The 17888-nt window shown below is 68.3% G+C and carries 23 protein-coding genes and 1 riboswitch; of the genes, 18 read left to right on the top strand and 5 right to left on the bottom strand.

Features of this window, described 5'->3' with window-relative positions; all coding sequences use genetic code 11:
* Positions 1–5 precede the first annotated feature (5 nt).
* Genes fliQ through ABGI63_RS20315 form a run of 4 tightly spaced genes read right to left on the bottom strand, consistent with a single transcriptional unit; the run spans position 6 to position 2219 of the window.
* Positions 6–275: a flagellar biosynthesis protein FliQ gene (fliQ, locus tag ABGI63_RS20300; RefSeq protein WP_137943431.1), complete on the bottom strand. Its 270-nt coding sequence runs from the start codon at positions 273–275 to the stop codon at positions 6–8.
* Positions 272–1027, bottom strand: coding sequence for a flagellar type III secretion system pore protein FliP (fliP, locus tag ABGI63_RS20305; protein ID WP_349744264.1), 756 nt, complete (start codon positions 1025–1027; stop codon positions 272–274). The genes fliQ and fliP overlap by 4 nt, the downstream gene beginning before the upstream one ends.
* Positions 1024–1386, bottom strand: a complete 363-nt coding sequence (fliN, locus tag ABGI63_RS20310; RefSeq protein WP_272647304.1) for a flagellar motor switch protein FliN — start codon at positions 1384–1386, stop codon at positions 1024–1026. The genes fliP and fliN overlap by 4 nt, the downstream gene beginning before the upstream one ends.
* Positions 1383–2219 (bottom strand): FliM/FliN family flagellar motor switch protein, encoded by an 837-nt coding sequence (locus ABGI63_RS20315; protein ID WP_349744265.1) that lies wholly within the window; start codon positions 2217–2219, stop codon positions 1383–1385. The genes fliN and ABGI63_RS20315 overlap by 4 nt, the downstream gene beginning before the upstream one ends.
* 444 nt (positions 2220–2663) lie before the next feature.
* Positions 2664–2764: riboswitch (cyclic di-GMP riboswitch) on the top strand.
* 617 nt (positions 2765–3381) lie between these two features.
* Between ABGI63_RS20315 and fliE the strand changes: the two genes are divergently transcribed.
* The 17 genes from fliE (at position 3382) to flgJ (ending at position 16803) form a co-directional block, all read left to right on the top strand.
* Positions 3382–3711 (top strand): flagellar hook-basal body complex protein FliE, encoded by a 330-nt coding sequence (gene fliE, locus ABGI63_RS20320; RefSeq protein WP_269841515.1) that lies wholly within the window; start codon positions 3382–3384, stop codon positions 3709–3711.
* 49 nt (positions 3712–3760) lie between these two features.
* Positions 3761–5455: a flagellar basal-body MS-ring/collar protein FliF gene (gene fliF, locus ABGI63_RS20325; RefSeq protein ID WP_349744267.1), complete on the top strand. Its 1695-nt coding sequence runs from the start codon at positions 3761–3763 to the stop codon at positions 5453–5455.
* Positions 5448–6467 carry a FliG C-terminal domain-containing protein gene (locus ABGI63_RS20330; protein WP_262972882.1) on the top strand — a complete coding sequence of 340 codons (1020 nt, stop codon included), beginning with the start codon at positions 5448–5450 and terminating at the stop codon, positions 6465–6467. Before fliF ends, ABGI63_RS20330 begins: the two co-directional genes overlap by 8 nt.
* Positions 6464–7150 (top strand): flagellar assembly protein FliH, encoded by a 687-nt coding sequence (gene fliH, locus ABGI63_RS20335; protein ID WP_349744269.1) that lies wholly within the window; start codon positions 6464–6466, stop codon positions 7148–7150. The genes ABGI63_RS20330 and fliH overlap by 4 nt, the downstream gene beginning before the upstream one ends.
* Positions 7147–8457: a flagellar protein export ATPase FliI gene (gene fliI / locus ABGI63_RS20340; RefSeq protein WP_349744271.1), complete on the top strand. Its 1311-nt coding sequence runs from the start codon at positions 7147–7149 to the stop codon at positions 8455–8457. Before fliH ends, fliI begins: the two co-directional genes overlap by 4 nt.
* On the top strand, positions 8454–8888 hold the full coding sequence (locus tag ABGI63_RS20345; RefSeq protein ID WP_349744272.1) for a flagellar FliJ family protein: 435 nt from the start codon (positions 8454–8456) through the stop codon (positions 8886–8888). Before fliI ends, ABGI63_RS20345 begins: the two co-directional genes overlap by 4 nt.
* A gap of 84 nt (positions 8889–8972) precedes the next feature.
* On the top strand, positions 8973–10352 hold the full coding sequence (fliD, locus tag ABGI63_RS20350) for a flagellar filament capping protein FliD (protein ID WP_349744273.1): 1380 nt from the start codon (positions 8973–8975) through the stop codon (positions 10350–10352).
* Positions 10353–10355: 3 nt separating this feature from the next.
* On the top strand, positions 10356–10745 hold the full coding sequence (gene fliS / locus ABGI63_RS20355; RefSeq protein ID WP_349744274.1) for a flagellar export chaperone FliS: 390 nt from the start codon (positions 10356–10358) through the stop codon (positions 10743–10745).
* Between the two features lie 4 nt (positions 10746–10749).
* The gene (locus ABGI63_RS20360; RefSeq protein WP_349744275.1) at positions 10750–11070 is read left to right on the top strand and encodes a hypothetical protein; all 321 of its coding nucleotides are present in this window, start codon (positions 10750–10752) and stop codon (positions 11068–11070) included.
* Entirely contained in the window at positions 11067–12209 is a 1143-nt protein-coding gene (locus ABGI63_RS20365) for a flagellar hook-length control protein FliK (RefSeq protein WP_349744276.1), read from the top strand. Before ABGI63_RS20360 ends, ABGI63_RS20365 begins: the two co-directional genes overlap by 4 nt.
* Before the next feature lie 16 nt (positions 12210–12225).
* Positions 12226–12699 (top strand): flagellar basal body-associated FliL family protein, encoded by a 474-nt coding sequence (locus tag ABGI63_RS20370; protein ID WP_137943418.1) that lies wholly within the window; start codon positions 12226–12228, stop codon positions 12697–12699.
* A gap of 17 nt (positions 12700–12716) precedes the next feature.
* A complete protein-coding gene (locus ABGI63_RS20375) occupies positions 12717–13442 on the top strand; it encodes a FliA/WhiG family RNA polymerase sigma factor (protein ID WP_349744277.1) in 726 nt (241 codons plus the stop codon).
* Between the two features lie 21 nt (positions 13443–13463).
* Positions 13464–14393: a flagellar motor stator protein MotA gene (gene motA / locus ABGI63_RS20380; RefSeq protein WP_349744279.1), complete on the top strand. Its 930-nt coding sequence runs from the start codon at positions 13464–13466 to the stop codon at positions 14391–14393.
* Positions 14383–15351 (top strand): flagellar motor protein MotB, encoded by a 969-nt coding sequence (locus ABGI63_RS20385; RefSeq protein ID WP_349744281.1) that lies wholly within the window; start codon positions 14383–14385, stop codon positions 15349–15351. The genes motA and ABGI63_RS20385 overlap by 11 nt, the downstream gene beginning before the upstream one ends.
* A gap of 36 nt (positions 15352–15387) precedes the next feature.
* Entirely contained in the window at positions 15388–15675 is a 288-nt protein-coding gene (flgM, locus tag ABGI63_RS20390; RefSeq protein ID WP_349744282.1) for a flagellar biosynthesis anti-sigma factor FlgM, read from the top strand.
* Positions 15672–16100, top strand: coding sequence for a flagellar export chaperone FlgN (gene flgN / locus ABGI63_RS20395; protein WP_349744283.1), 429 nt, complete (start codon positions 15672–15674; stop codon positions 16098–16100). The genes flgM and flgN overlap by 4 nt, the downstream gene beginning before the upstream one ends.
* Positions 16087–16803, top strand: a complete 717-nt coding sequence (gene flgJ / locus ABGI63_RS20400; protein ID WP_349744284.1) for a flagellar assembly peptidoglycan hydrolase FlgJ — start codon at positions 16087–16089, stop codon at positions 16801–16803. The genes flgN and flgJ overlap by 14 nt, the downstream gene beginning before the upstream one ends.
* Positions 16804–16811: 8 nt before the next feature.
* Here flgJ and flgA read toward each other — a convergent pair whose 3' ends face one another.
* Entirely contained in the window at positions 16812–17522 is a 711-nt protein-coding gene (gene flgA / locus ABGI63_RS20405; RefSeq protein ID WP_349744286.1) for a flagellar basal body P-ring formation chaperone FlgA, read from the bottom strand.
* On the opposite strand from flgA, the gene flgB reads away from it, so the two are divergent.
* On the top strand, positions 17521–17886 hold the full coding sequence (gene flgB, locus ABGI63_RS20410) for a flagellar basal body rod protein FlgB (RefSeq protein ID WP_266004826.1): 366 nt from the start codon (positions 17521–17523) through the stop codon (positions 17884–17886). The genes flgA and flgB overlap by 2 nt on opposite strands.
* The last annotated feature ends 2 nt before the right edge of the window (positions 17887–17888 follow it).

Consider the following 17888-nt stretch of genomic DNA (forward strand, 5'->3'; position numbering starts at 1 on the left):
CCCCCTCAGCCAACCAGGGTGGCCGCGCGCTCGAAGATCGAGACGCAGAAGTCCATCAGGTAGCCGACCATCCAGCGCCCGGCCAGGCCTATCACCAGCAGGGTCACGAGCATCTTGGGCAGAAAGCTCAGGGTCTGCTCATTGATCTGGGTGGCGGCCTGGAACAGGCTGACCAGCAGGCCGACGATCAGGCTGGGCACCACCGTCAGCGCGACCAGCAGCATCACCATGTTCAGGCATTCGTTGAGCAGGTCAACCGCGACTTCCGGTGTCATCCTATGACCCTCACGCTGGTCACCAAGGTGTTGACGGTCAGGGTCCAGCCATCCACCAGCACGAACAGCAGGAGCTTCAGCGGCAGCGAAATCACCAGCGGGCTGAGCATCATCATGCCCATGGCCATCAGCACCGAGGCCACGACCAGGTCGATCACGAGAAAGGGGATGAAGAGCATGCAGCCGATCTGGAAGGCGGTCTTCAGCTCGGACAGCACAAAGGCCGCCAGCTTGACGGTGAAGCCATGGTCCTCGGGCTTGGCCACGCCTTCTTCGCCGGCCAGCTTGGCGATCTGGGCCAGCGAACTCTTGTTGGTCTGCGCCAGCATGAAGCGCGACAGCGGGGCCTCGGCGATCTTCAGCGCCTGCATCAGGGTGATCTTCTCGGCGTCATAAGGCACCAGCGCCTTCTCCCAGATCTGCTCGCCGACCGGGCGCATCACCAGGATGGTCAGTATCAGCGCGACGCCGGTGATCAGGCGGTTCGGCAGGCCCTGCTGCAGGCCCAGGGCCTGGCGCAGCAGCGACAGCACGATGATGAAGCGGGTGAAGCTGGTCATCATCAGCACCAGCACGGGCAGCAGCCCGAGCAGTGTCATGATGATCAGGACCTGGGTCTTGACGGTGAACTCGTTGGCCGCCCCGCCGGGCGCGGCGCCGGTGATCTTCAGCGTCTGTGCCAGCGCGGGGTGGTGCAGCAGGGCCAGACCGGTGCCCAGGACCGAGGCGGCCAGGCCGCGCAGCAGCTTCATGAGCCGAGCTGGTCCAGATCCAGGCCGGCGATCTCGATGATCTTCAGCCCGTAGTTCTCGCCCGACACCACCACCTCGGCACGGCCGATGGCGGTGCCGTTGACCTTGATGGTCAGCGGCTCGCCGGCCAGCGTGTTCAGCTCGACCACGCTGTCGGCCTGCAGATGGGCCAGGTCGTGCAAGGAAAGCTTGGCCTCGCCGACCTCCAGGGTCAGCGTCACCGGGATCTTGCGCATCAGCTTGGGCAGATCCCGCGCCGGCCGGGCCGGTTCGGCCGGCACCTCGTTGGGCAGGGCCAGGTCTTGCTCGGGGAAATCGTTCAGCAAGGCGTCGATAGCTTGGTTGTCGTTCATGGTCATTCCGCGTCAACGAAAGAGGTCAGGCACAGCTTGCCCTGGTGTTCGGCCACCGAGGCCGTGAAGAGGAGGGCGCCGTCGACCAGCACATCGGTGCTCTTCAGCCGCACCGGGATCAGGTCGCCGGGGCGCAGGTCCAGCAGCTCGCCCAGCGGCAGGGTCTGCTCCAGCAGCCGGGCTTCGAGCTTGAGCTTGAGTTGCTTGGCGAGCTGCTGCGTGTCGGCCCTGGGGGGCTGCGGCAGGGTCTGGCCGAGCCGCTTCAGCAGCTTGCCGATATAGAGCGGGTCCAGTGCCAGCAGCAGCTGGCTCTGCAGCCCCTGGCCGAGCTCGCGCACGGTGATCTGGATGAACCAGGAGCCGGCACTGAGCTGGGGCTGCAGGCTGGGCTGCAAGGCCGGCGCAGCGACGGTTTCGGCGGGCTCGCCGATCAGACGCAGCGCGCACTGCAGCGATTGCAGGCACAGCCAGCTCAGCATGCGCTCCTCGGTGGCGGTTTCGGCCGGCGGCTCGCTGCTGCCGGCGCCGGCATTGCCGTAGCGATGCGCCATCAGGTTCAGCACCAGGGCGCGCTCGGCCAGACAGGCGACGCGGCCATGCTCGGCCTCGCCCACCATCCAGCGCCCGGCGACCGCTTCGGGGCCCATCGGCTTGATGCTGATCGCACCGATCTCGTACTGGGCGCGGTAACGGCGGTTATGGCCGAGGAACAGCTCGCCCAGCGCCTCGCCCAGCTGCTCGGCGAAGCGCGGCAGCAGGTGCACGGGGCGGCCCAGCGTGCGCGGGTCCAGCGGCTGGGGGCTGGGGCGCGGTGAGGCGCGCGGTGGTTGAGGATTCATCGCTGGGGCTTCGTATGGGGGTGGGCAACAGGGGTTGCGGCGAGCTTTTTGAGCTGACGAATGGCTAGGAGGCTGAGTCTGCCTAAATCGTAAATACTACTGGCGCGATTCTATTGAAACTGCCTGCCTGCAGCGCTTTCAAAGGTATGTCAAGAGCGCATATCGCGCCAAGAATTCACGCGAGCGACGCGCTATTTAAGTTTGCCATGGCGGCGGTCGCCTGAATCCGGAGCGCCGCTTGGAAATATGACGGCTGCGTGACAGGTCTGCAGTTCGCACCATACTAGTGCTGCGACGCAACATCGGTATTTTCGGCGCCGCGCTCGCTGGCTTGAGTCGGCCCGTTTCGTGCGCCTGGCGTGCACTTTGTCACGTGCCTTGCGCCGGCCTTGGCTCACCCCCCAGAAAACCCTTGTGGGCAGGTCGCCTGCCGGGATACAGTTTGTCTCATCAGGGCACACCCGAGCGAAAGCCGGGGTCGCAAAGCCTCCGGTCTACCACCCACGGGTTCTCCAACCCAGGGAAACGATAGCGGGGTTGCCAGACCTGAGTCTGCTCGCTCCACGCGCTGCGTGGAGCCGCCCCATGTGCTATGCATGGGGCAGGGCATGACTTCATGCCTGCCGGGCTGCCACCGCAGTCTGTTGTGACCTCGATGGCGTTCGCCAGGGCTTGCCTGCTAGACCTTCACGGGACGATGCAACCATGAGCAAGCGACACACCTCTTCTCCCCAGCTGCAGCACCAGGCACGGCGTCGCCGCGCCGGCTCGGCCGTGGTGCGAGCATTGGCTCAGGCATTTTCTCCAGTATTCGCACAAACCATCGATGGTTATCGGACCATAACCAGATGATGCGGACATCCAATGAATATGCCGGCGTGTCGACCCTTTATTTCCGGGTCGCGCGGCCGATATCAATCTAAGCTTTCGCTCCATAACAGGCAGCCCGATATGAATACCGGAAAGTGCCGAGCGAATGCCAACGCAGGGGGTATCAAAATTGTTTCATCTGAATCCTGACTGAGGCGTAGCCGGTTGCGGCATGCCGGTTTGATCCGGCCACTCGGTAATACCTGAATATTTTGCTGCCTTGGTTTTCGAGGCAAGGCCTGAACACGTCGGTAAGCGCCGCGCGCTTGCCGCATTGCCCAAGGATTGATCGATGTCTGTCACTTCAAGCGCCGCCAGCAGTCTGGGTTCGCTGCAGTCCGAACTGGCCCGCATCGAGCAGGACGCCCTGCGCCTGGCCTCGGGCCCGGGCGAGGCCGACGGCCAGGGCTTTGCCCACAGCATGGAACTGGCGCTGCGCCAGGTCGACAGCAAGGACCAGGATGCGGCGGCCCGCATGACGGCGGTCGAGAACGGCGAGAGCGATGACCTGGTCGGCGCGATGCTGGCCAGCCAGAACGCCAGCCTGTCCTTCTCGATGCTGATGCAGGTCCGCAACAAGGTGGTCGGCGCGGTCGACGAGCTGATCAAGCTGCAGCTCTGAACGCGCAGACCGCCACCGCCACCTGCCAAGAACAAACACGCACACCACCATGCTCAAACCCCTGATGGCCCGCCTGGGCCCGGCCTGGAACTCACGCCCCGCCTTGCCTGCCGGCCTGGCCAAGGGCATGGCGCCCGTGCTGGCCCTGGCCGTGGCCGGTACCGCCTTGGCGCTGATGCTGATGTGGCGCGATCAGGCCTCGTACAAGCCGGTGTTCGGCCAGCGCGAGCGCGTCGCCACCGCCGAGATGCTGGCGGTGCTGGATGCCGAGCAGATCGCCTACCGCCTGCATCCCGACACCGGCCAGGTGCTGGTGCCCGACAGCGCGCTGGGTCGGGTGCGCATGCTGCTGGCCGCCAAGGGCGTGGTCGCCAAGCTGCCGGCCGGCCTGGAGCTGATGGACCGCAACGATCCGCTGGGCGTCAGCCAGTTCGTCCAGGACGTGCGCTTTCGCCGCGGCCTCGAGGGCGAGCTGGCGCAGAGCATGCTGACACTGGACGGGGTCGACAGCGCGCGCGTGCACCTGTCGATCGCCAAGTCCTCCTCCTTTGTGCTGAGCGACGGCCAGAAGAGCTCGGCCTCGGTGGTGCTGGCGCTCAAGCCCGGCCGCACGCTCAGCAACGAGCAGATCGCCGCCGTCATCAATATGGTGTCGGGCAGTGTCGCCAGCCTGGACCCGGCGCGCGTCAGCCTGGTCGACCAGGCCGGCAATCTGCTGTCGGCCCGTGTCGATCTGAGCGAAGGCTTCGAGGCCAACCAGGGCAACGAGGCGGCCAAGCGCTACCAGGACGAGGTGCGCCGCAATGTGCGCGATCTGCTGGCGCCGGTGCTGGGCGAAGACAACTACCGCCTCTCGGTCACCGCCGAGGTTGACAACGACCGCATCCAGGAAACCCGCGAGCAGTATGGTGATGCACCCAAGCTGACCAACGAGGCGATGCGCGAGGAGCAGGACCGCGAGCGCATCGCGCTGGGCATTCCCGGCTCGCTGAGCAACCGGCCCGTCAACGCGGCGGACCCGGCCGCCTCGGAGCCCGAGGCCAATGTCGGCACCGCGCGCAAGAACGCCGCGACACGCCAGTACGCCTACGACCGCAACATCACCCAGATCAAGCGCAGCCGCGGCCGGCTGGCGCGCCTGAATGTGGCGGTGCTGCTGAACAATGCGGCCGCGCCCGGCCCGGCCGGTGCAGGCAAGACCTGGACCCCGGACGAGATCGCCAAGGTCGAGAAGCTGCTGGTCAGCGGCCTGGGCGTGAACACCGAGCGCGGCGACAAGCTGACCGTCTCGCCGATGAGCTTTCCGACCCCGGCGCTGCCCGAACCCTGGTATCAGCAGCGCGACACGATTCTGGACTTCAGTGGCTGGCTGGCCTACGCACTGGCCGCGCTGCTGGGCTATCTGCTGCTGGCGCGCCCGCTGCTGCGCCTGGCCCAGGCCCGGCTGGCGCCCGCCACCGCTGCCGCAGGCGGCACGACGGCGCTGACCCCGCTGGAGCCTGCCGCACTGGCCGCCACGGCCGAGCGCGCCGCTGGCGCTCTGCCGGCCCCGGATGCCGATACCGCTGCCGAGCCCAAGACCATGTCGGTCGTGCCGCTGCTGGAGAACTATGAACTGCCGCCCCCCGGCTCGCCGGTGGATGTGTTGGTGGACCACCTGAAGGTGCTGGCGGCCAAGGAGCCGGAGCGTGTTGCCGAGGTGGTGAAGCAATGGGTGCAAAAGAAGAATGTCCGCAATGACTGATTTCATCCCCGCCACCACGGCCGCCGGCCTGACCCCGGTCGAGCAGGCCGCCATCGTCTTGCTGAGCATGGGCGAGGAGCCGGCTTCGGCCGTGCTGCGCTGCCTGTCGCGCGAAGAACTGCTGGACGTCACCCAGGTGATGTCGCGCATGAGCGGCATCAAGGTCGACTGGGTCAAGACCGCGATCCAGCATTTCTTCGATGACTATCGCGAGCAAAGCGGTGTGCACGGCGCCTCGCGCAGCTATCTGAAGCGCTCGCTGGACCTGGCGCTGGGCGGCGATATCGCCACCAGCGTGCTCAACAGCATCTACGGCGAGGCGATCCGGCCCAAGATGCAGCGCCTGCAATGGGCCTCGCCGAAATGGCTGGCCGACCATATCGCCCGCGAGCATGTGCGCATGCAGGCCGTGTTCCTGGCTTTCCTGCCTTCGACCCAGGCCAGCGATGTGATCGCGGCGCTGCCCGAGCAGGGGCGCGATCTGGTGCTGCTGAATGTGGCGCGCCTGTCCGAGGTCGATGCCGAGTTGCTGGGTGAGCTCGAAGAGCTGGTCGAGCGCTGCCTGATGGGCCTGGGCCAGCAGGGCGCCAGCGTCGAGGGCGTCAAGCAGGCGGCCGAGATCCTGAACCGCCTGCCGAGCGAGCGCCAGCAGATGGTCGAGCTCTTGCGCGCCCATGACCCCGAGGTGGTCAACGAGATCGAGGTCAGCATGTATGACTTCTTCATCCTGTCGCGCCAGAGCGAGACGGTGCTGACCCGCGTGATCGAGGAAGTGCCGCTGGAGCTGTGGGCCGTGGCGCTGAAGGGGGCCGAGCCGGCCGTGCGCGATGCCATCCTGGCCGCGATGCCGCGCCGCCAGGCCCAGAGCTTCGAGGACCTGATACGCCGCAGCGGCCCGGTGCCGCGCTCGCGCGCCGAAGCCGCCCGCAACGAGGTGATGGCCCAGGTCAAGGCCCTGGTCGACGCCGGCGAGATCCAGGTCCAGCTGTTTGCCGAGGCCACCGTCGAATGAAGCCGGTCCTGCGTCCGCACCGCTTTCCGCCGCTGGCCCAGCTGCATGCGCGGCGCGAGGTCGAGCAGAGCTCGCCGGCGCAGCTGCAGGCCGCGCTGGCCGAGGGCTTCCAGGAGGGCCTGTCCAAGGGCTACGAGGAAGGCTATGCCAGCGGTTTGCAGGCCGGCAGCGAAGAGGCCCAGGCCCAGGGCCGCGAGCAGGGACTGGCCCAGGGACGGCGCGAGGTGACCGAGCGTTTCGAGCATCTGGCCGCGCCGGTCGATGCCTTGTTCAGCGAGCTGCAGGCGCTGCAGATCGAGCTGCAGGCGGCGGCCCGCAAGGAAGTGGTCGAGCTGGTCGAGAAGGTGGCCCGCCAGGTCATCCGCGCCGAGCTGACCCTGCAGCCTTCGCAGCTGCTGGCCCTGGTTGACGAAACCCTGGCCAGCATGCCGATCGCCCGCGACGGGGTCGAGGTGTTCCTGAACCCCGAAGACCTGCGCCGCATCAGCGAGCTGGCGCCCGAGCGCGCCCAGGCCTGGAGCCTGCTGCCCGACCCGAAGCTGGAAAGCGGCGAATGCCGTCTGCACGCCGGCGGCCGCGAGGCCGATGCCGGCTGCCGCCAGCGCCTGGCCGCCTGCATGGAGCAGGTCAAGACGCAGATGATCGAGCAGCCGCATGACGAATCACAGGAGCAGCGCGCATGATCGCCGCCGCGCTGCGCCGTGTCGAGCTGGACACCGTGCCGGTGGCCACGCCCACCGGCCGTCTGGTCGGCGCCTCCGGCCTGCTGCTGGAGAGCTCGGGCTGCGCGCTGCGCACCGGCCAGCGCTGCATGATCGAGGGCGCCGACGGCGAGTGGATCGCGGCCCAGGTGGTCGGTTTCCGCGACCAGGTCTCCTATCTGATGCCCTTCAAGAAGCCCGACGGCCTCTCCACCGGCGCCCGCGTGCTGCCGGCGCCCGAGAGCCGCAGCCTGATGATTGGCCCCTCGTGGCTGGGTCGCATCGTCAACGGCCTGGGCGAGCCTATCGACGGCCTCGGCCGGCTCGGCGGCGAACACCCGCTGCCGGCCCAGCCGCCCAAGGTCAACCCGCTGAAGAAGACACCGGTGCATGAGCCGCTGGACGTCGGCGTGCGCGCGATCAACAGCATGTTGACGCTGGGCCGCGGCCAGCGGGTCGGCCTGATGGCCGGCTCGGGCGTCGGCAAGAGCGTCTTGCTGGGCCTGATCACGCGCCAGACCGTCGCCGACGTGGTGGTGGTGGGCCTGATCGGCGAGCGCGGCCGCGAGGTGCGCGAGTTCATCGACATGTCGCTGGGCCCGGCCGGCCTGGCGCGCGCCGTGGTCGTCGTGGCACCCGCCGACGAGTCGCCGCTGATGCGGCTGCGTGCCACCGAGCTGTGCCACACGATTGCCGCCCACTACCGCGACCAGGGCCAGCATGTGCTGCTGCTGGTGGACTCGCTGACCCGCTATGCGATGGCCCGCCGCGAGGTGGCGCTGGCGCTGGGCGAGCCGCCGGCCACGCGCGGCTATCCGCCTTCGGTCTTCAGCCTGCTGCCCGAGCTGGTCGAGAGCGCCGGCAACGGCGAGCACGACCGCGGCAGCATGAGCGCGATCTACACGGTGCTGGCCGAGGGCGACGACCAGCAGGACCCGGTGGTCGACACGGCCCGCGCCATTCTCGACGGCCACATCGTGCTGTCGCGCGCGCTGGCCGAGCGCGGCCACTACCCGGCCATCGACATCTCGCAGTCGATCAGCCGCTGCATGGCCCTGGTGGCCGCCAAGCCTCACCAGCAGGCCGCCCGCCTGCTCAAGCAGCTGGCCGCCCGCTACGAGCAGGTGCGCGAGCTGATGCCGCTGGGCGCCTATGTGCCCGGCGCCGACCCGCTGACCGACCGGGCGGTGACGCTGTTCCCGCGCATCGAGGCCTTTCTGCACCAGGGTGTCAACGAGGCGGCGCCGCTGGCCGAGACCTTGCAGCAGCTGGAGGAGTTGCTGGCATGAGCAAGGCACCGATGCAAAACAGCCTGAGTCGCCTGATCGAGCTGCGCGAGCGCGAGCTGGAGCAGCACCAGGCCCAGCTGGCCGCCAAGCAGCAGCTGCGCGACCGCCAGGCGGCGATGGTGACGCGGCTGGAGCAGCTGAGCCAGCAGATCGGCCCGACCGGCGCGGCCGTGCCCAGCCTCGCGGCCAACAGCGCCGCCTACAAGCAGGCGGTGCTGCAATGGGCCGAACAGCAGCGCCAGGACCTGGCCCTGCACGAGGCCGATATGGCGGTGCAGCGCCAGGCCATGCTGGCCGTGGCGCGCAAGCAGGAGGCCTATGGCCAGCTGCTGGGCCGCGTCGTCTCGCGGGCCCAGCAGGCCGAGGAGCGCCAGCAGCAGAAGTTCCAGGACGATCTGGCCAGCCAGGTCTGGCAGCGGGGGCTGGCATGACAAACCCTCAGCAATTTAAGTGCCAGGGCGAAGGAGTCGCCCTGAAGCAAGGTAGTCCTACCCAACACCTTGCAGGAGCACGTCATGGCTAATTTCGACCCGTCCACCCTGGCCACCCAGCTGGCGACCGCCTACACCCAGCAGACCCAGAGCCTGCTGACGGCGCAGAACAAGACCAGCCAGGCCACGTCGACCGCGCTGAGCAAGCTGCAAAGCTCGCTGCAGGGCTTCGACACGGCGATGAAGGCCCTGACCACCGGCAAGAACGGCCTGGCCCAGCTCAGCGCCGGCTTTGCCAACACCGCCACCGGCACGGCCAAGGCGGATTCAACGGCGCTGCCGGGCAGCTACCAGATCTTCGTCGAGAAGCTGGCCAGCTCGCACCAACTGGCCTTCAAGGATGTGCCGGCCCAGGATGTGTCGGCCTGGCCCGCAGGGCCGCTGAATATGTCGGTCAATCTGGCCAACGGCAGCAATTTCGTCGTCAATCTGGCCAATGCCGATGCCGACAACGATGGCAGCCTGTCCCAGGTCGAGCTCGCGCGTGCGATCAACCAGGCCAGTGGCAATGCCGGCGCGGTGACGGCCCAGGTGATCACGGCCGGCGGCCAGTCGCAGCTGAGCCTGAGCTCGGGCGTCAGCGGCGAGGGCGGCGCCATCAGTCTGGACACCAGCGGCATCCCGGCCGGCGCGCTGCGCAGCGCGCTGGAAGACCCGGCCAAGAAGCTGCAGCTGACGGCCGCCCAGGATGCGGTGGTCTGGATGGGAGCCCAGGGCTCGGGCATCCAGATCAAGCAGGGCAGCAATGAGCTGACGGCCATCCCCGGCGTCAGCGTCACGCTGAAGGCCTTGAGCAGCGGCGCACCCGATGTGCTGACCGTGGCCAAGGACGAGAGCGCGACGACGGCCAAGGTGAAGAGCTTTGTCGATGCCTACAACGCGCTGGAGAAAAGCCTCAGCGAGCTGACCGCCGCCGGCAAGGACGGCGCCGCCTCGGCCGCTTTCGCCACCGATGCCGGCGTGCGATCGCTGCGCAACCGCTTGAACAACATCCTGCGCCAGGATTTCGGCGGCCTGGCCCTGCGCGACCTGGGCATCAGCGCCGACCGCAACGGTCAGCTGAGCCTGGACAGCGCCAAGCTGAACAAGACGCTGGCGACCAAGCCCGATGCGCTCGACCAGGTGTTCGGCAAGTCTTCGCTGAGCTCGGGCAGCGGCGTGCTGGGGGCTTTCAGCGTCGCGGTCGATCAGTGGACCAACAGCGTCTCGGGCCAGATCGCGCAGCGCAAGAGCTCGGTGCAGTCGCAGCAGAAGGCCATCGGCGAACGCCAGACCCGGCTCGACAACCAGTACGAGCAGTCCTACCAACGCTATCTGAAGCAGTTCACCGCCTTGCAGCAGGTGCAGGCGCAGATGGCCGATACCACCAGCCTGTTCAGCTCGCTGAGCTTACCGAACTCATAAACGATGACTTACGACGCCTACCAAAGCTACCAAGCCGTCAATCTCAAGGCCCAGACCGCCCAGGCTTCGCCGGTGCAGCTGGTGCTGGTCCTGATGGACGGCCTGATCGATGAACTGGCCCGCGCCCGCGGCCATATCGAGGCCCGCCGCTACGAGCTCAAGGCCAGCAGCCTGGAAAAATGCGTCAGCATCATCAACGGCCTGTCCAGCGCGCTGGACGTGGACGCCGGCAGCGAGGTGGTGCACAACCTCGCCCGTCTCTATGACTACTGCGCCGAGCGCCTGTACCGCGCCGGCGTCGAGCTCAATGTCGCCATCGTCGACGAGGTGAGCGGCCTGTTGGCCAATATCCGCAGCGGCTGGCAAGGCGTGCAGGCGAACAGCCATGGCTGAGCGCATGCCACTGATCGAACGCCTGGGTCGCGGCCTGAAGCAGGCCAGCGGCGCGCGCGACTGGCAGGCGCTGGCCCGCCTGGATCGCGAGCTGGCCCTGGCGCTGCGCGACTGGACCGATGTGGCCGGCTGGAGCGCGACCGAACGCGGCGCGCTGCAGGCCCTGCAGCGCCAGCACCAGGACGCCCGCCTGCATTGCGCGGCCGAGTTGCAGAACCTGGCCCAGACCCTGGAGCAGATGCGTGCCGGCCAAGGCCGCTGGCAGGCCTATGCCGAGAGCAGCAACTGGTCCGACAGCGCCCAGGACGAGGAGGCCCGCGCATGAACAGCAACACTCTTTTGCTCAACACCGGTGCCGGCGCCGCGCTATTGCCGGGTCTGAACGGTGGCGTGCTGCTCAACGCGGCCCAGCCGCTCGGCCAGAACTTGGGCCAGCCCGGTTTCGCCAACACGCTGGCGCTGCAGCAGGACGTTGCGCTGCTGCAGCAGCAGCCGGCAGCGCTGCCGACCACGGTAGAGCCTGCGACCCCGCCCGCCGCAGACAGCGCCGTGCTGGCAGCGGCCGGCGAACCGACAGCCGAAGCAGGGCAAGGAACTGAAACCGATCCGAGCGCGGCCGAGCCGGTTCTGGAGGCCCAGTCCAGCCATGTGCTGGCGGCCCTGGGCCTGTGGCAGCCTCCGATAGCGGCGCAGGCTGCGGCCATGCCGGCGGCCGGCATGCCGTCGCTGCCTGTCGCTCCGACCGCTGCCGCGGTGCCCGACAAGCTCTCCGCCGCCGCGGCCGAGTCGACACTGCTGACCGCGCTCCCGACCGTCGCCATCGGCGCCAAGTCCGGCAGCGCGGCGGACAGTGCGCCGTCGGCCGGCTTCGACGCGGCGCTCACACTGCCTGCGCCGAGCGGCATCGACGGCGTCAGGCCGGCGGCGGCCGTCGCCGCGGCGGCGCTGCCGACCGGCGACGCCGGCCCCACGCCGGCGCCTGCCCTGGTGCTGAAGGGCGAGCCCACCCAATGGCAGCAGCCCTTGCTGCAGGCCTTGGGCGACCGGCTGCAGCTGCAGATCGCTGCCCGCAGCGAGCAGGCCGTGATCAAGCTGGACCCGCCGATGCTGGGCCAGGTCGAGATCGCGATCCGCCAGCAGGCCGGCGAGCTGCAGGTGCGCATGAGCGCCAGCCATGGCGAGGTGGCGCGCCAGCTGCATCAGGTCAGCGACGGCCTGCGCCAGGACCTGGTGCAGCGCCACAGCGGCGAGGTGACGGTGCAGGTGATGCAGACCGCACGCGGCGGTGACGACGCGCGCCAGGCCGGTCGCGATGCGCAGCAGCAGCCCTCCCAGCAGCAGGCCCAGCAAAACGCCCAGGATCAGCGCGAACAACAACGCCGCCCGGGCCGCGGTCTGCATGAGGACGAGGCTGCCGCCCGTGGATTCGCGAGCTCGCTGAACGCCGCCGACACCCCGGCCTGAACCGACGGACAAGCCCATGAAAAATTTCAAACTGATTCTGATCGTGGCCCTGGTGGGCCTGCTGGCTGCGGCCGGCGCCGGCGCCGCCGTCTGGTGGAGCATGGCCAACAAGGCCCCGAGCCCGGACAAGTCCGGCAAGGCCGTCGCCGAAGCACCGGCCAAACCGGCGCCCGACTACAAATACGTAACCCTGGACAAGGTGCTGATCATGCTGCGCGGCCGTGCCGGCGAGACGGTCTCGCACTACATGGCCATCGATGTCGTGTTCAAGGCGCTGCCCGAGCAGGAGAAGCGCGCCAAGGAGCATCTGCCGCTGCTGCGCACGATCGCGGTCAAGGCGCTGTCCGAGTACACGGTCGAGACGGCGCAAGGCATGACGGTGGCGCAGTTCGCCGATGAGCTGAACAAGGCCTACCAGGCCAACTATGCGGCCGAGCAGCGCGAGCCGCCCTTTGCCGAAGCCCTGATCGGCAAGCTGATCATCGAGTAAGAGCAGCCGACCGCGCCATGCAAGCCACCGCCTACGCCGAGCTGAATCAGGCCGCCCATGCCGCGCATGCCGGCCTGGGGCCCGACTTCGAGCAGCGCCAGCTGCGCGCGTATGCCCCCTTGGTCAAGCGCATCGCACGCCAGCTCAATGCCCAGGCCAGCGCGGTGATGGACCGCGAGGACATGGAGCAGATCGGCCTGATGGGCCTGCTCGAAGCGCTGCGCCGCTATGGCGAGCCCGACGAGGCCTTCGGCGCGTTTGCCGCGTTGCGCGTGCGCGGCGCCATCCTCGACGAACTGCGGCGCCAGGACTGGCGGCCGCGCTCGGTGCGCCAGGACAGCCACAAGGTGCGCGACGCGCTGCGCGCGCTGACCCGCAAGCTGGGCCACGAGCCCAGCGAGGCCGAGATTCTCGCGCATCTGAAGCTGACGCCGCAGGCCTGGTCCGCCTACCAGCAGGCCGAGGTGGCCGAGGAGCTGGCCAGCTTCGACGAGCTGGTCCAGGAACTCAGCAATCTGCCCAGCGAGAGCCGCACGCCCGAGGCCCAGCTGATGATCAACCGCAGCATCGAGCAGGCACTGACCAGCCTGGACGAGCGCGAGCAGAAGGTCATCCAGCTTTACTACGAATTCGACGCCAGCCTGAAGGAAATCGCCGCGGTGCTGGACCTCACCGAGGCGCGCGTCTCGCAGATCAACAAGGGCGCGCTGCGGAAGATGAAAACCTTCCTGCAGCAAGCCTGATTCAAGAAAGTAGCAACAACCATGCAGCCGTTCATTGGAATCGTCATCGTGCTGGGCTGTGTCTTCGGCGGCTTCATGCTGCACGGCGGCAGCTTCAAGGTGATCTGGCAGCCGGTCGAGCTGCTGATCATCCTGGGCGCCGGCCTGGGCGCCATCGTGCTGGGCAACCCCAAGCATGTGCTGTCGGAGATGATGCTGCAGCTCAAGAAGGTGATGCTGCCGCGCAAGGCCGGCGAGGAATTCCAGCGCCAGCTGCTGCTGCTGATGTATGAGCTGCTGCAGACGGCGGCCGGTGGCCTGAAGGCGCTGGACGCCCACGTCGAGGCGCCGCACGAGAGCGCGCTGTTCAAGCGCTATCCGCTGATCCTGGACGAGCCCAAGCTGCTGCACTTCATCGTCGACAACTTCCGTCTGATGGCCATGGGCAAGATCAATGCCCACGAGCTCGAGGGCGTGCTGGAGCAGGAGCTGGAGGCCATTCATGACGAGCTGGCCCAGCCGGCCAAGTCGCTGCACAAGATCGGCGAGGCGATGCCGGGCTTCGGCATCCTGGCCGCCGTGCTGGGCATCGTGATGGCGATGAGCTCGGTGGCCGAGGGCGCCGACACCGGGCAGATCGCGCTGATGGTGGCCGCGGCCATGGTCGGCACCTTCATCGGCATCTTCTTCTGCTATGCCGTGCTGGACCCGCTGAGCAATATGATGAAGCAGCAGGTCAACGAAGAGATGGCTGCGATGGAATCGGTCAAGGTCGTGCTGGTCACCCATGTCTCGGGCAAGCCGCCGCTGCTGGCCATCGATGCCGGCCGCCGCCTGGTGCAGCTGAACATCAAGCCCAGCTTCGCGGTGCTGGAGGGCTGGATCGACAAGATGCAGGACGCCGGCGACGCCGAGGCGACGCCGCGCCGCCGTGCCACCGACCGCATGCCGGGAGAGCGCCGTGCTGCCTAGTAGCAAGGTCGGCGCCAAGGCCGATCATCACCAGACCGTCGTCAAGCGCGTGTCGCGCAAGCACGACGACGAAGGCCACGGCGGCGCCTGGAAGGTCGCCTTCGCCGACTTCTGCCTGGCCCTGCTGTGCCTGTTCCTGGTGCTGTGGCTGCTGGCCTCGCGCGAGACCGAGGCGATGCAGCAGGTGCTGCAGAGCAATGGCAGCAAGATGCTGGGCGAGGGCAGTGGCACCAGCAATGCGATCGCCGCCGGCATGAAGGGCAGCCTGATCGAGCGCCACCCGGTGCCGGCGCGCGAGCAGGAGCTGATGCGCGGCCGCAGCGAGAACCTCGACGACCCGCAGGCCGTCAAGCACTACGAGAGCCCGGCCGAGTTCCGCGATCTGGCGCGCCTGATCGAGCGCGCCAGCGCCGAGGAAGGGCTGCAAGGCAATCTGCAGACCGCGATCACGCCGCAAGGCCTGCGCCTGATGCTGCACGACACCGATGCCGAGGGCATGTTCGACCGTGGCAGCGCGATGCCCAACCAGCGCTTTCGCGCGCTGCTGCGCAAGCTCGGTGCGGTGTTCGCGAAGGTCGACAACCCGCTGCTGATCGTCGGCCATACCGATGCCTCGCAGTACCGCGGCCGCAGCATCGGCGCCTTCTCCAACACCGCGCTGTCCAGCCATCGTGCGATGGCGGCGCGCTTTCATCTGCTCGAAGGCGGCATGGTCGAGCGCAGCGTGATGCAGGTCAGCGGCATGGCCGACGCCGCGCCGCTGGACGAGCGCGATCCGAACGCGGCCATCAACCGCCGCATCGAGCTGATGGTGCTGACCCACCGCCAGTCGCAGCTGATGGCCGCGATGTTCGGTGCTCCGCGCCAGAGCTTGCCCGTTGCCGACGGCCTGAGCGCCGAAACCCCCGAGGCCATGCGCGAGCTGCGCCGGGTCCTGCAAAGCCAGCCGGCGAACTGAGGGCCGGCCATGCGTACCAAAGCAAGAGGTGATCGTATGAGAGTCACAGGACAGAACGGCCAGCCGGTCGACAAGCTGGCCGAGAAGAGCGAGATTGGCAAGACCCGCGAGGCCGCGCCGGCCGTGCTGGGCGCGGCCACGGCCGTCGACGCCGCACTGGAGTCCAGCACCTTGCAGCCGGCCAAGGCCGCGCTGGCCGAGATGCCCGAGATCGACCAGGCCAAGGTGGACATGCTGCGCGAGGCCCTGGCCCGCGGCGAGATCACCTTCGATGCCGGCCGCCTGGCCAAGCTGATCCAGCGCTTCCACGGGGGGCGGGGATGAGCAAGGTTGCCGAGGTGCTGGCGCGGCTGCTGCGCGATCTGCATGCGGACCGCTCGGCCTATGCCCGCCTGCGCGAGCTGCTCGAAGAACAGTTCCAGGCCGCGCTGCGCCACCGCAGCGAGCAGCTCGGCGCGCTGGCCGCCGACATCGTGGCCCTGGTCGAACAGCTCGACCAGCGCCGCGCGGTGCGCGGCGAGCTGCTGCTGGCCCTGCTGGGTCGCAACAGCAAGCCCAGTGTCGAGGCCTTGCTGCAGCGCCTGTCGGGCGCCAGCGCGCAGACGCTGGCGGCCGCCTGGCAAGGCCTGGAGCAGCAAGTCGTCGAGTGCAAGGCCCTGAACCTGCGCAACTGCCAGCTGATCACCGACCAGCATGCGCTGATGCAGCGGGTGCTGGGCGTCGAGGAGGCTTCCTATGCTGAATGCTGATTTCAAGATCGGCGCCGGCTTTCCGGCCCTGCCGGCCGGCGGGGCGGTGCGCGGCGGTGGCGAGTTCTCGGGCCTGTATCGGCAGCTGCATGGCGAGGTCAGCCAGTTCATCGAGAACGGCAGCGGCAGCACGGCGACCACGCCGCCACCGCGCGCCGCAGCGCTGAGCCCGGAGGGGCTGTGGCATCAGCTGCAGGCCGGCGGGGAGCCCGTCGAGAACAATGCCGCCGCACCCAGCCCGAGCCAGCAGGAGTTCCTGCGCGAGATCGCGCCGCTGGCCGAGCAGGCCGGCCAACGCCTGGGCGTCGCGCCCGAGGTGCTGGCCGCCCATGCGGCGCTGGAATCGGGCTGGGGCCAGAAGCCGATACGCCGCAGCGACGGCAGCGACAGCCACAATCTGTTCGCGCTGAAAGCCGGCGCGAGCTGGCGCGGCGAGGTCGCCGAGGTGCTGACCACCGAGTACGAGCAGGGCGCGCCGAGCAAGCGCCGCGAGGGTTTCCGCAGCTATGCCGGCCCGGCCCAGGCCTTCAACGACTTTGCCCAGCTGCTGCTGAACAGCCCGCGCTACCAGGCAGCGCTGCAGACCGGCGCCGACGCCCAGGCCTATGGCCGGGCGCTGCAGCAAGGCGGCTACGCGACCGACCCGGCCTATGCCGAAAAGCTGGCCGCGACGGCCCAGCGCATCAAGGCGGGTGGGCGATGACGCAGGCTTCAGCGCAGGGCCGGTTCGACCTGAGACTCGTCCAGCACGCGCGCACTGATGACGCGGCCGCTGGCCAGGTTGCGCACGCGGATCTGTGCGCCCAGCGCGCCGGCGTCCAGTGCCTCGCCGGCCGCCTGCACCTCGATGCCGCCATTGCGCGCGACGATGCTGACCTTCTGGCCGCGCTTGATCAGCAGCGCCGCCTGCAGCTGGCGTCTGAGCAGCAGCTGGCCCGGCCGCAGGCTGGTGCGCGGGCTCTGGCCCAGCACCGCATCGAACTGCGACAGCGCTTCGGGCGCGTTCGTGATGTCACGCCGCTCCAGCAGCACATCGCTCTCGGTGATCAGCTGGCCGGGGCGCAGCGCCTGGGCCGCCACCAGCACCTCGGCGCTGAGCTGGCCGCGCAGCAGCAGCACCTGGTGGGGCGCCGCAGCACGATCCGGGCAGTGCGCGGAGAAGCGCAGCCGGCTCAGATAGCGGGTGTCCAGCGCCTCGATCTGCCAGCCACTGGGGCAGGGCGGCGCGCTGCTTGGCTTGGCCGTCGGCGTCAGGCGCAGCTGCGGTTCCAGCCAGCCCTGGCGCTGGGCCTGCTCCAACACGAGCCGCTCGGCGAATTCGTTCACGCTGTCGCCGAGACCGTGTGTCACGGCGGCGCCGACATCGCCGATAGTCACGGCCAGCACGCTGGCCAGCATCAGATTTCTTGGGGAACAAAGCATGAGTATTGATTTCAGCAAGGCGATGGGCCAGCACGCCGACGCGCTCCGTGTGCGCGCCGAGCGCACCAAGGTGCTGGCCTCCAACATCGCCAATGAGAGCACACCCGGCTATCAGGCGCGAGACATTGATTTTGCCGCCACCCTGCGCCAGGCCCATCAGGACAACCGTGATGGCCTGCTGCTCGACACCGAGGGCGAGGACCTGCAGTATCGCGTGCCCTTCCATGCGGCCCAGGACGGCAACACGGTGGAGCTGGGCGTCGAGCAGGCGGCGTTCTCGCAGAACGCCTCGGATTTCCAGACCAGCCTGACCTTTCTGAACATGAAGCTCAGAGGCCTGGCCAAGGCCATCAACGGACAGTAAGG

The sequence above is a fragment of the Roseateles cavernae genome, from assembly GCF_040187885.1.
Classification (GTDB): Bacteria; Pseudomonadota; Gammaproteobacteria; order Burkholderiales; family Burkholderiaceae_C; genus Roseateles_E; species Roseateles_E cavernae.

Excerpts from the sequence above, each read along its gene's own strand:
- fliF (WP_349744267.1), top strand. The coding sequence starts at position 3,761 with ATGCTCAAACCCCTGATGGCCCGCCTGGGCCCGGCCTGGAACTCACGC.
- flgB (WP_266004826.1), top strand. The coding sequence starts at position 17,521 with ATGAGTATTGATTTCAGCAAGGCGATGGGCCAGCACGCCGACGCGCTC.
- fliQ (WP_137943431.1), bottom strand. The coding sequence starts at position 275 with ATGACACCGGAAGTCGCGGTTGACCTGCTCAACGAATGCCTGAACATG.
- flgA (WP_349744286.1), bottom strand. The coding sequence starts at position 17,522 with ATGCTTTGTTCCCCAAGAAATCTGATGCTGGCCAGCGTGCTGGCCGTG.
- ABGI63_RS20375 (WP_349744277.1), top strand. The coding sequence starts at position 12,717 with ATGCAAGCCACCGCCTACGCCGAGCTGAATCAGGCCGCCCATGCCGCG.
- fliD (WP_349744273.1), top strand. The coding sequence starts at position 8,973 with ATGGCTAATTTCGACCCGTCCACCCTGGCCACCCAGCTGGCGACCGCC.
- ABGI63_RS20370 (WP_137943418.1), top strand. The coding sequence starts at position 12,226 with ATGAAAAATTTCAAACTGATTCTGATCGTGGCCCTGGTGGGCCTGCTG.
- ABGI63_RS20365 (WP_349744276.1), top strand. The coding sequence starts at position 11,067 with ATGAACAGCAACACTCTTTTGCTCAACACCGGTGCCGGCGCCGCGCTA.
- ABGI63_RS20330 (WP_262972882.1), top strand. The coding sequence starts at position 5,448 with ATGACTGATTTCATCCCCGCCACCACGGCCGCCGGCCTGACCCCGGTC.
- fliH (WP_349744269.1), top strand. The coding sequence starts at position 6,464 with ATGAAGCCGGTCCTGCGTCCGCACCGCTTTCCGCCGCTGGCCCAGCTG.
- flgJ (WP_349744284.1), top strand. The coding sequence starts at position 16,087 with ATGCTGAATGCTGATTTCAAGATCGGCGCCGGCTTTCCGGCCCTGCCG.
- fliN (WP_272647304.1), bottom strand. The coding sequence starts at position 1,386 with ATGACCATGAACGACAACCAAGCTATCGACGCCTTGCTGAACGATTTC.
- flgN (WP_349744283.1), top strand. The coding sequence starts at position 15,672 with ATGAGCAAGGTTGCCGAGGTGCTGGCGCGGCTGCTGCGCGATCTGCAT.
- ABGI63_RS20345 (WP_349744272.1), top strand. The coding sequence starts at position 8,454 with ATGAGCAAGGCACCGATGCAAAACAGCCTGAGTCGCCTGATCGAGCTG.
- fliS (WP_349744274.1), top strand. The coding sequence starts at position 10,356 with ATGACTTACGACGCCTACCAAAGCTACCAAGCCGTCAATCTCAAGGCC.
- ABGI63_RS20315 (WP_349744265.1), bottom strand. The coding sequence starts at position 2,219 with ATGAATCCTCAACCACCGCGCGCCTCACCGCGCCCCAGCCCCCAGCCG.
- motA (WP_349744279.1), top strand. The coding sequence starts at position 13,464 with ATGCAGCCGTTCATTGGAATCGTCATCGTGCTGGGCTGTGTCTTCGGC.
- flgM (WP_349744282.1), top strand. The coding sequence starts at position 15,388 with ATGAGAGTCACAGGACAGAACGGCCAGCCGGTCGACAAGCTGGCCGAG.
- fliP (WP_349744264.1), bottom strand. The coding sequence starts at position 1,027 with ATGAAGCTGCTGCGCGGCCTGGCCGCCTCGGTCCTGGGCACCGGTCTG.
- fliI (WP_349744271.1), top strand. The coding sequence starts at position 7,147 with ATGATCGCCGCCGCGCTGCGCCGTGTCGAGCTGGACACCGTGCCGGTG.
- fliE (WP_269841515.1), top strand. The coding sequence starts at position 3,382 with ATGTCTGTCACTTCAAGCGCCGCCAGCAGTCTGGGTTCGCTGCAGTCC.
- ABGI63_RS20360 (WP_349744275.1), top strand. The coding sequence starts at position 10,750 with ATGCCACTGATCGAACGCCTGGGTCGCGGCCTGAAGCAGGCCAGCGGC.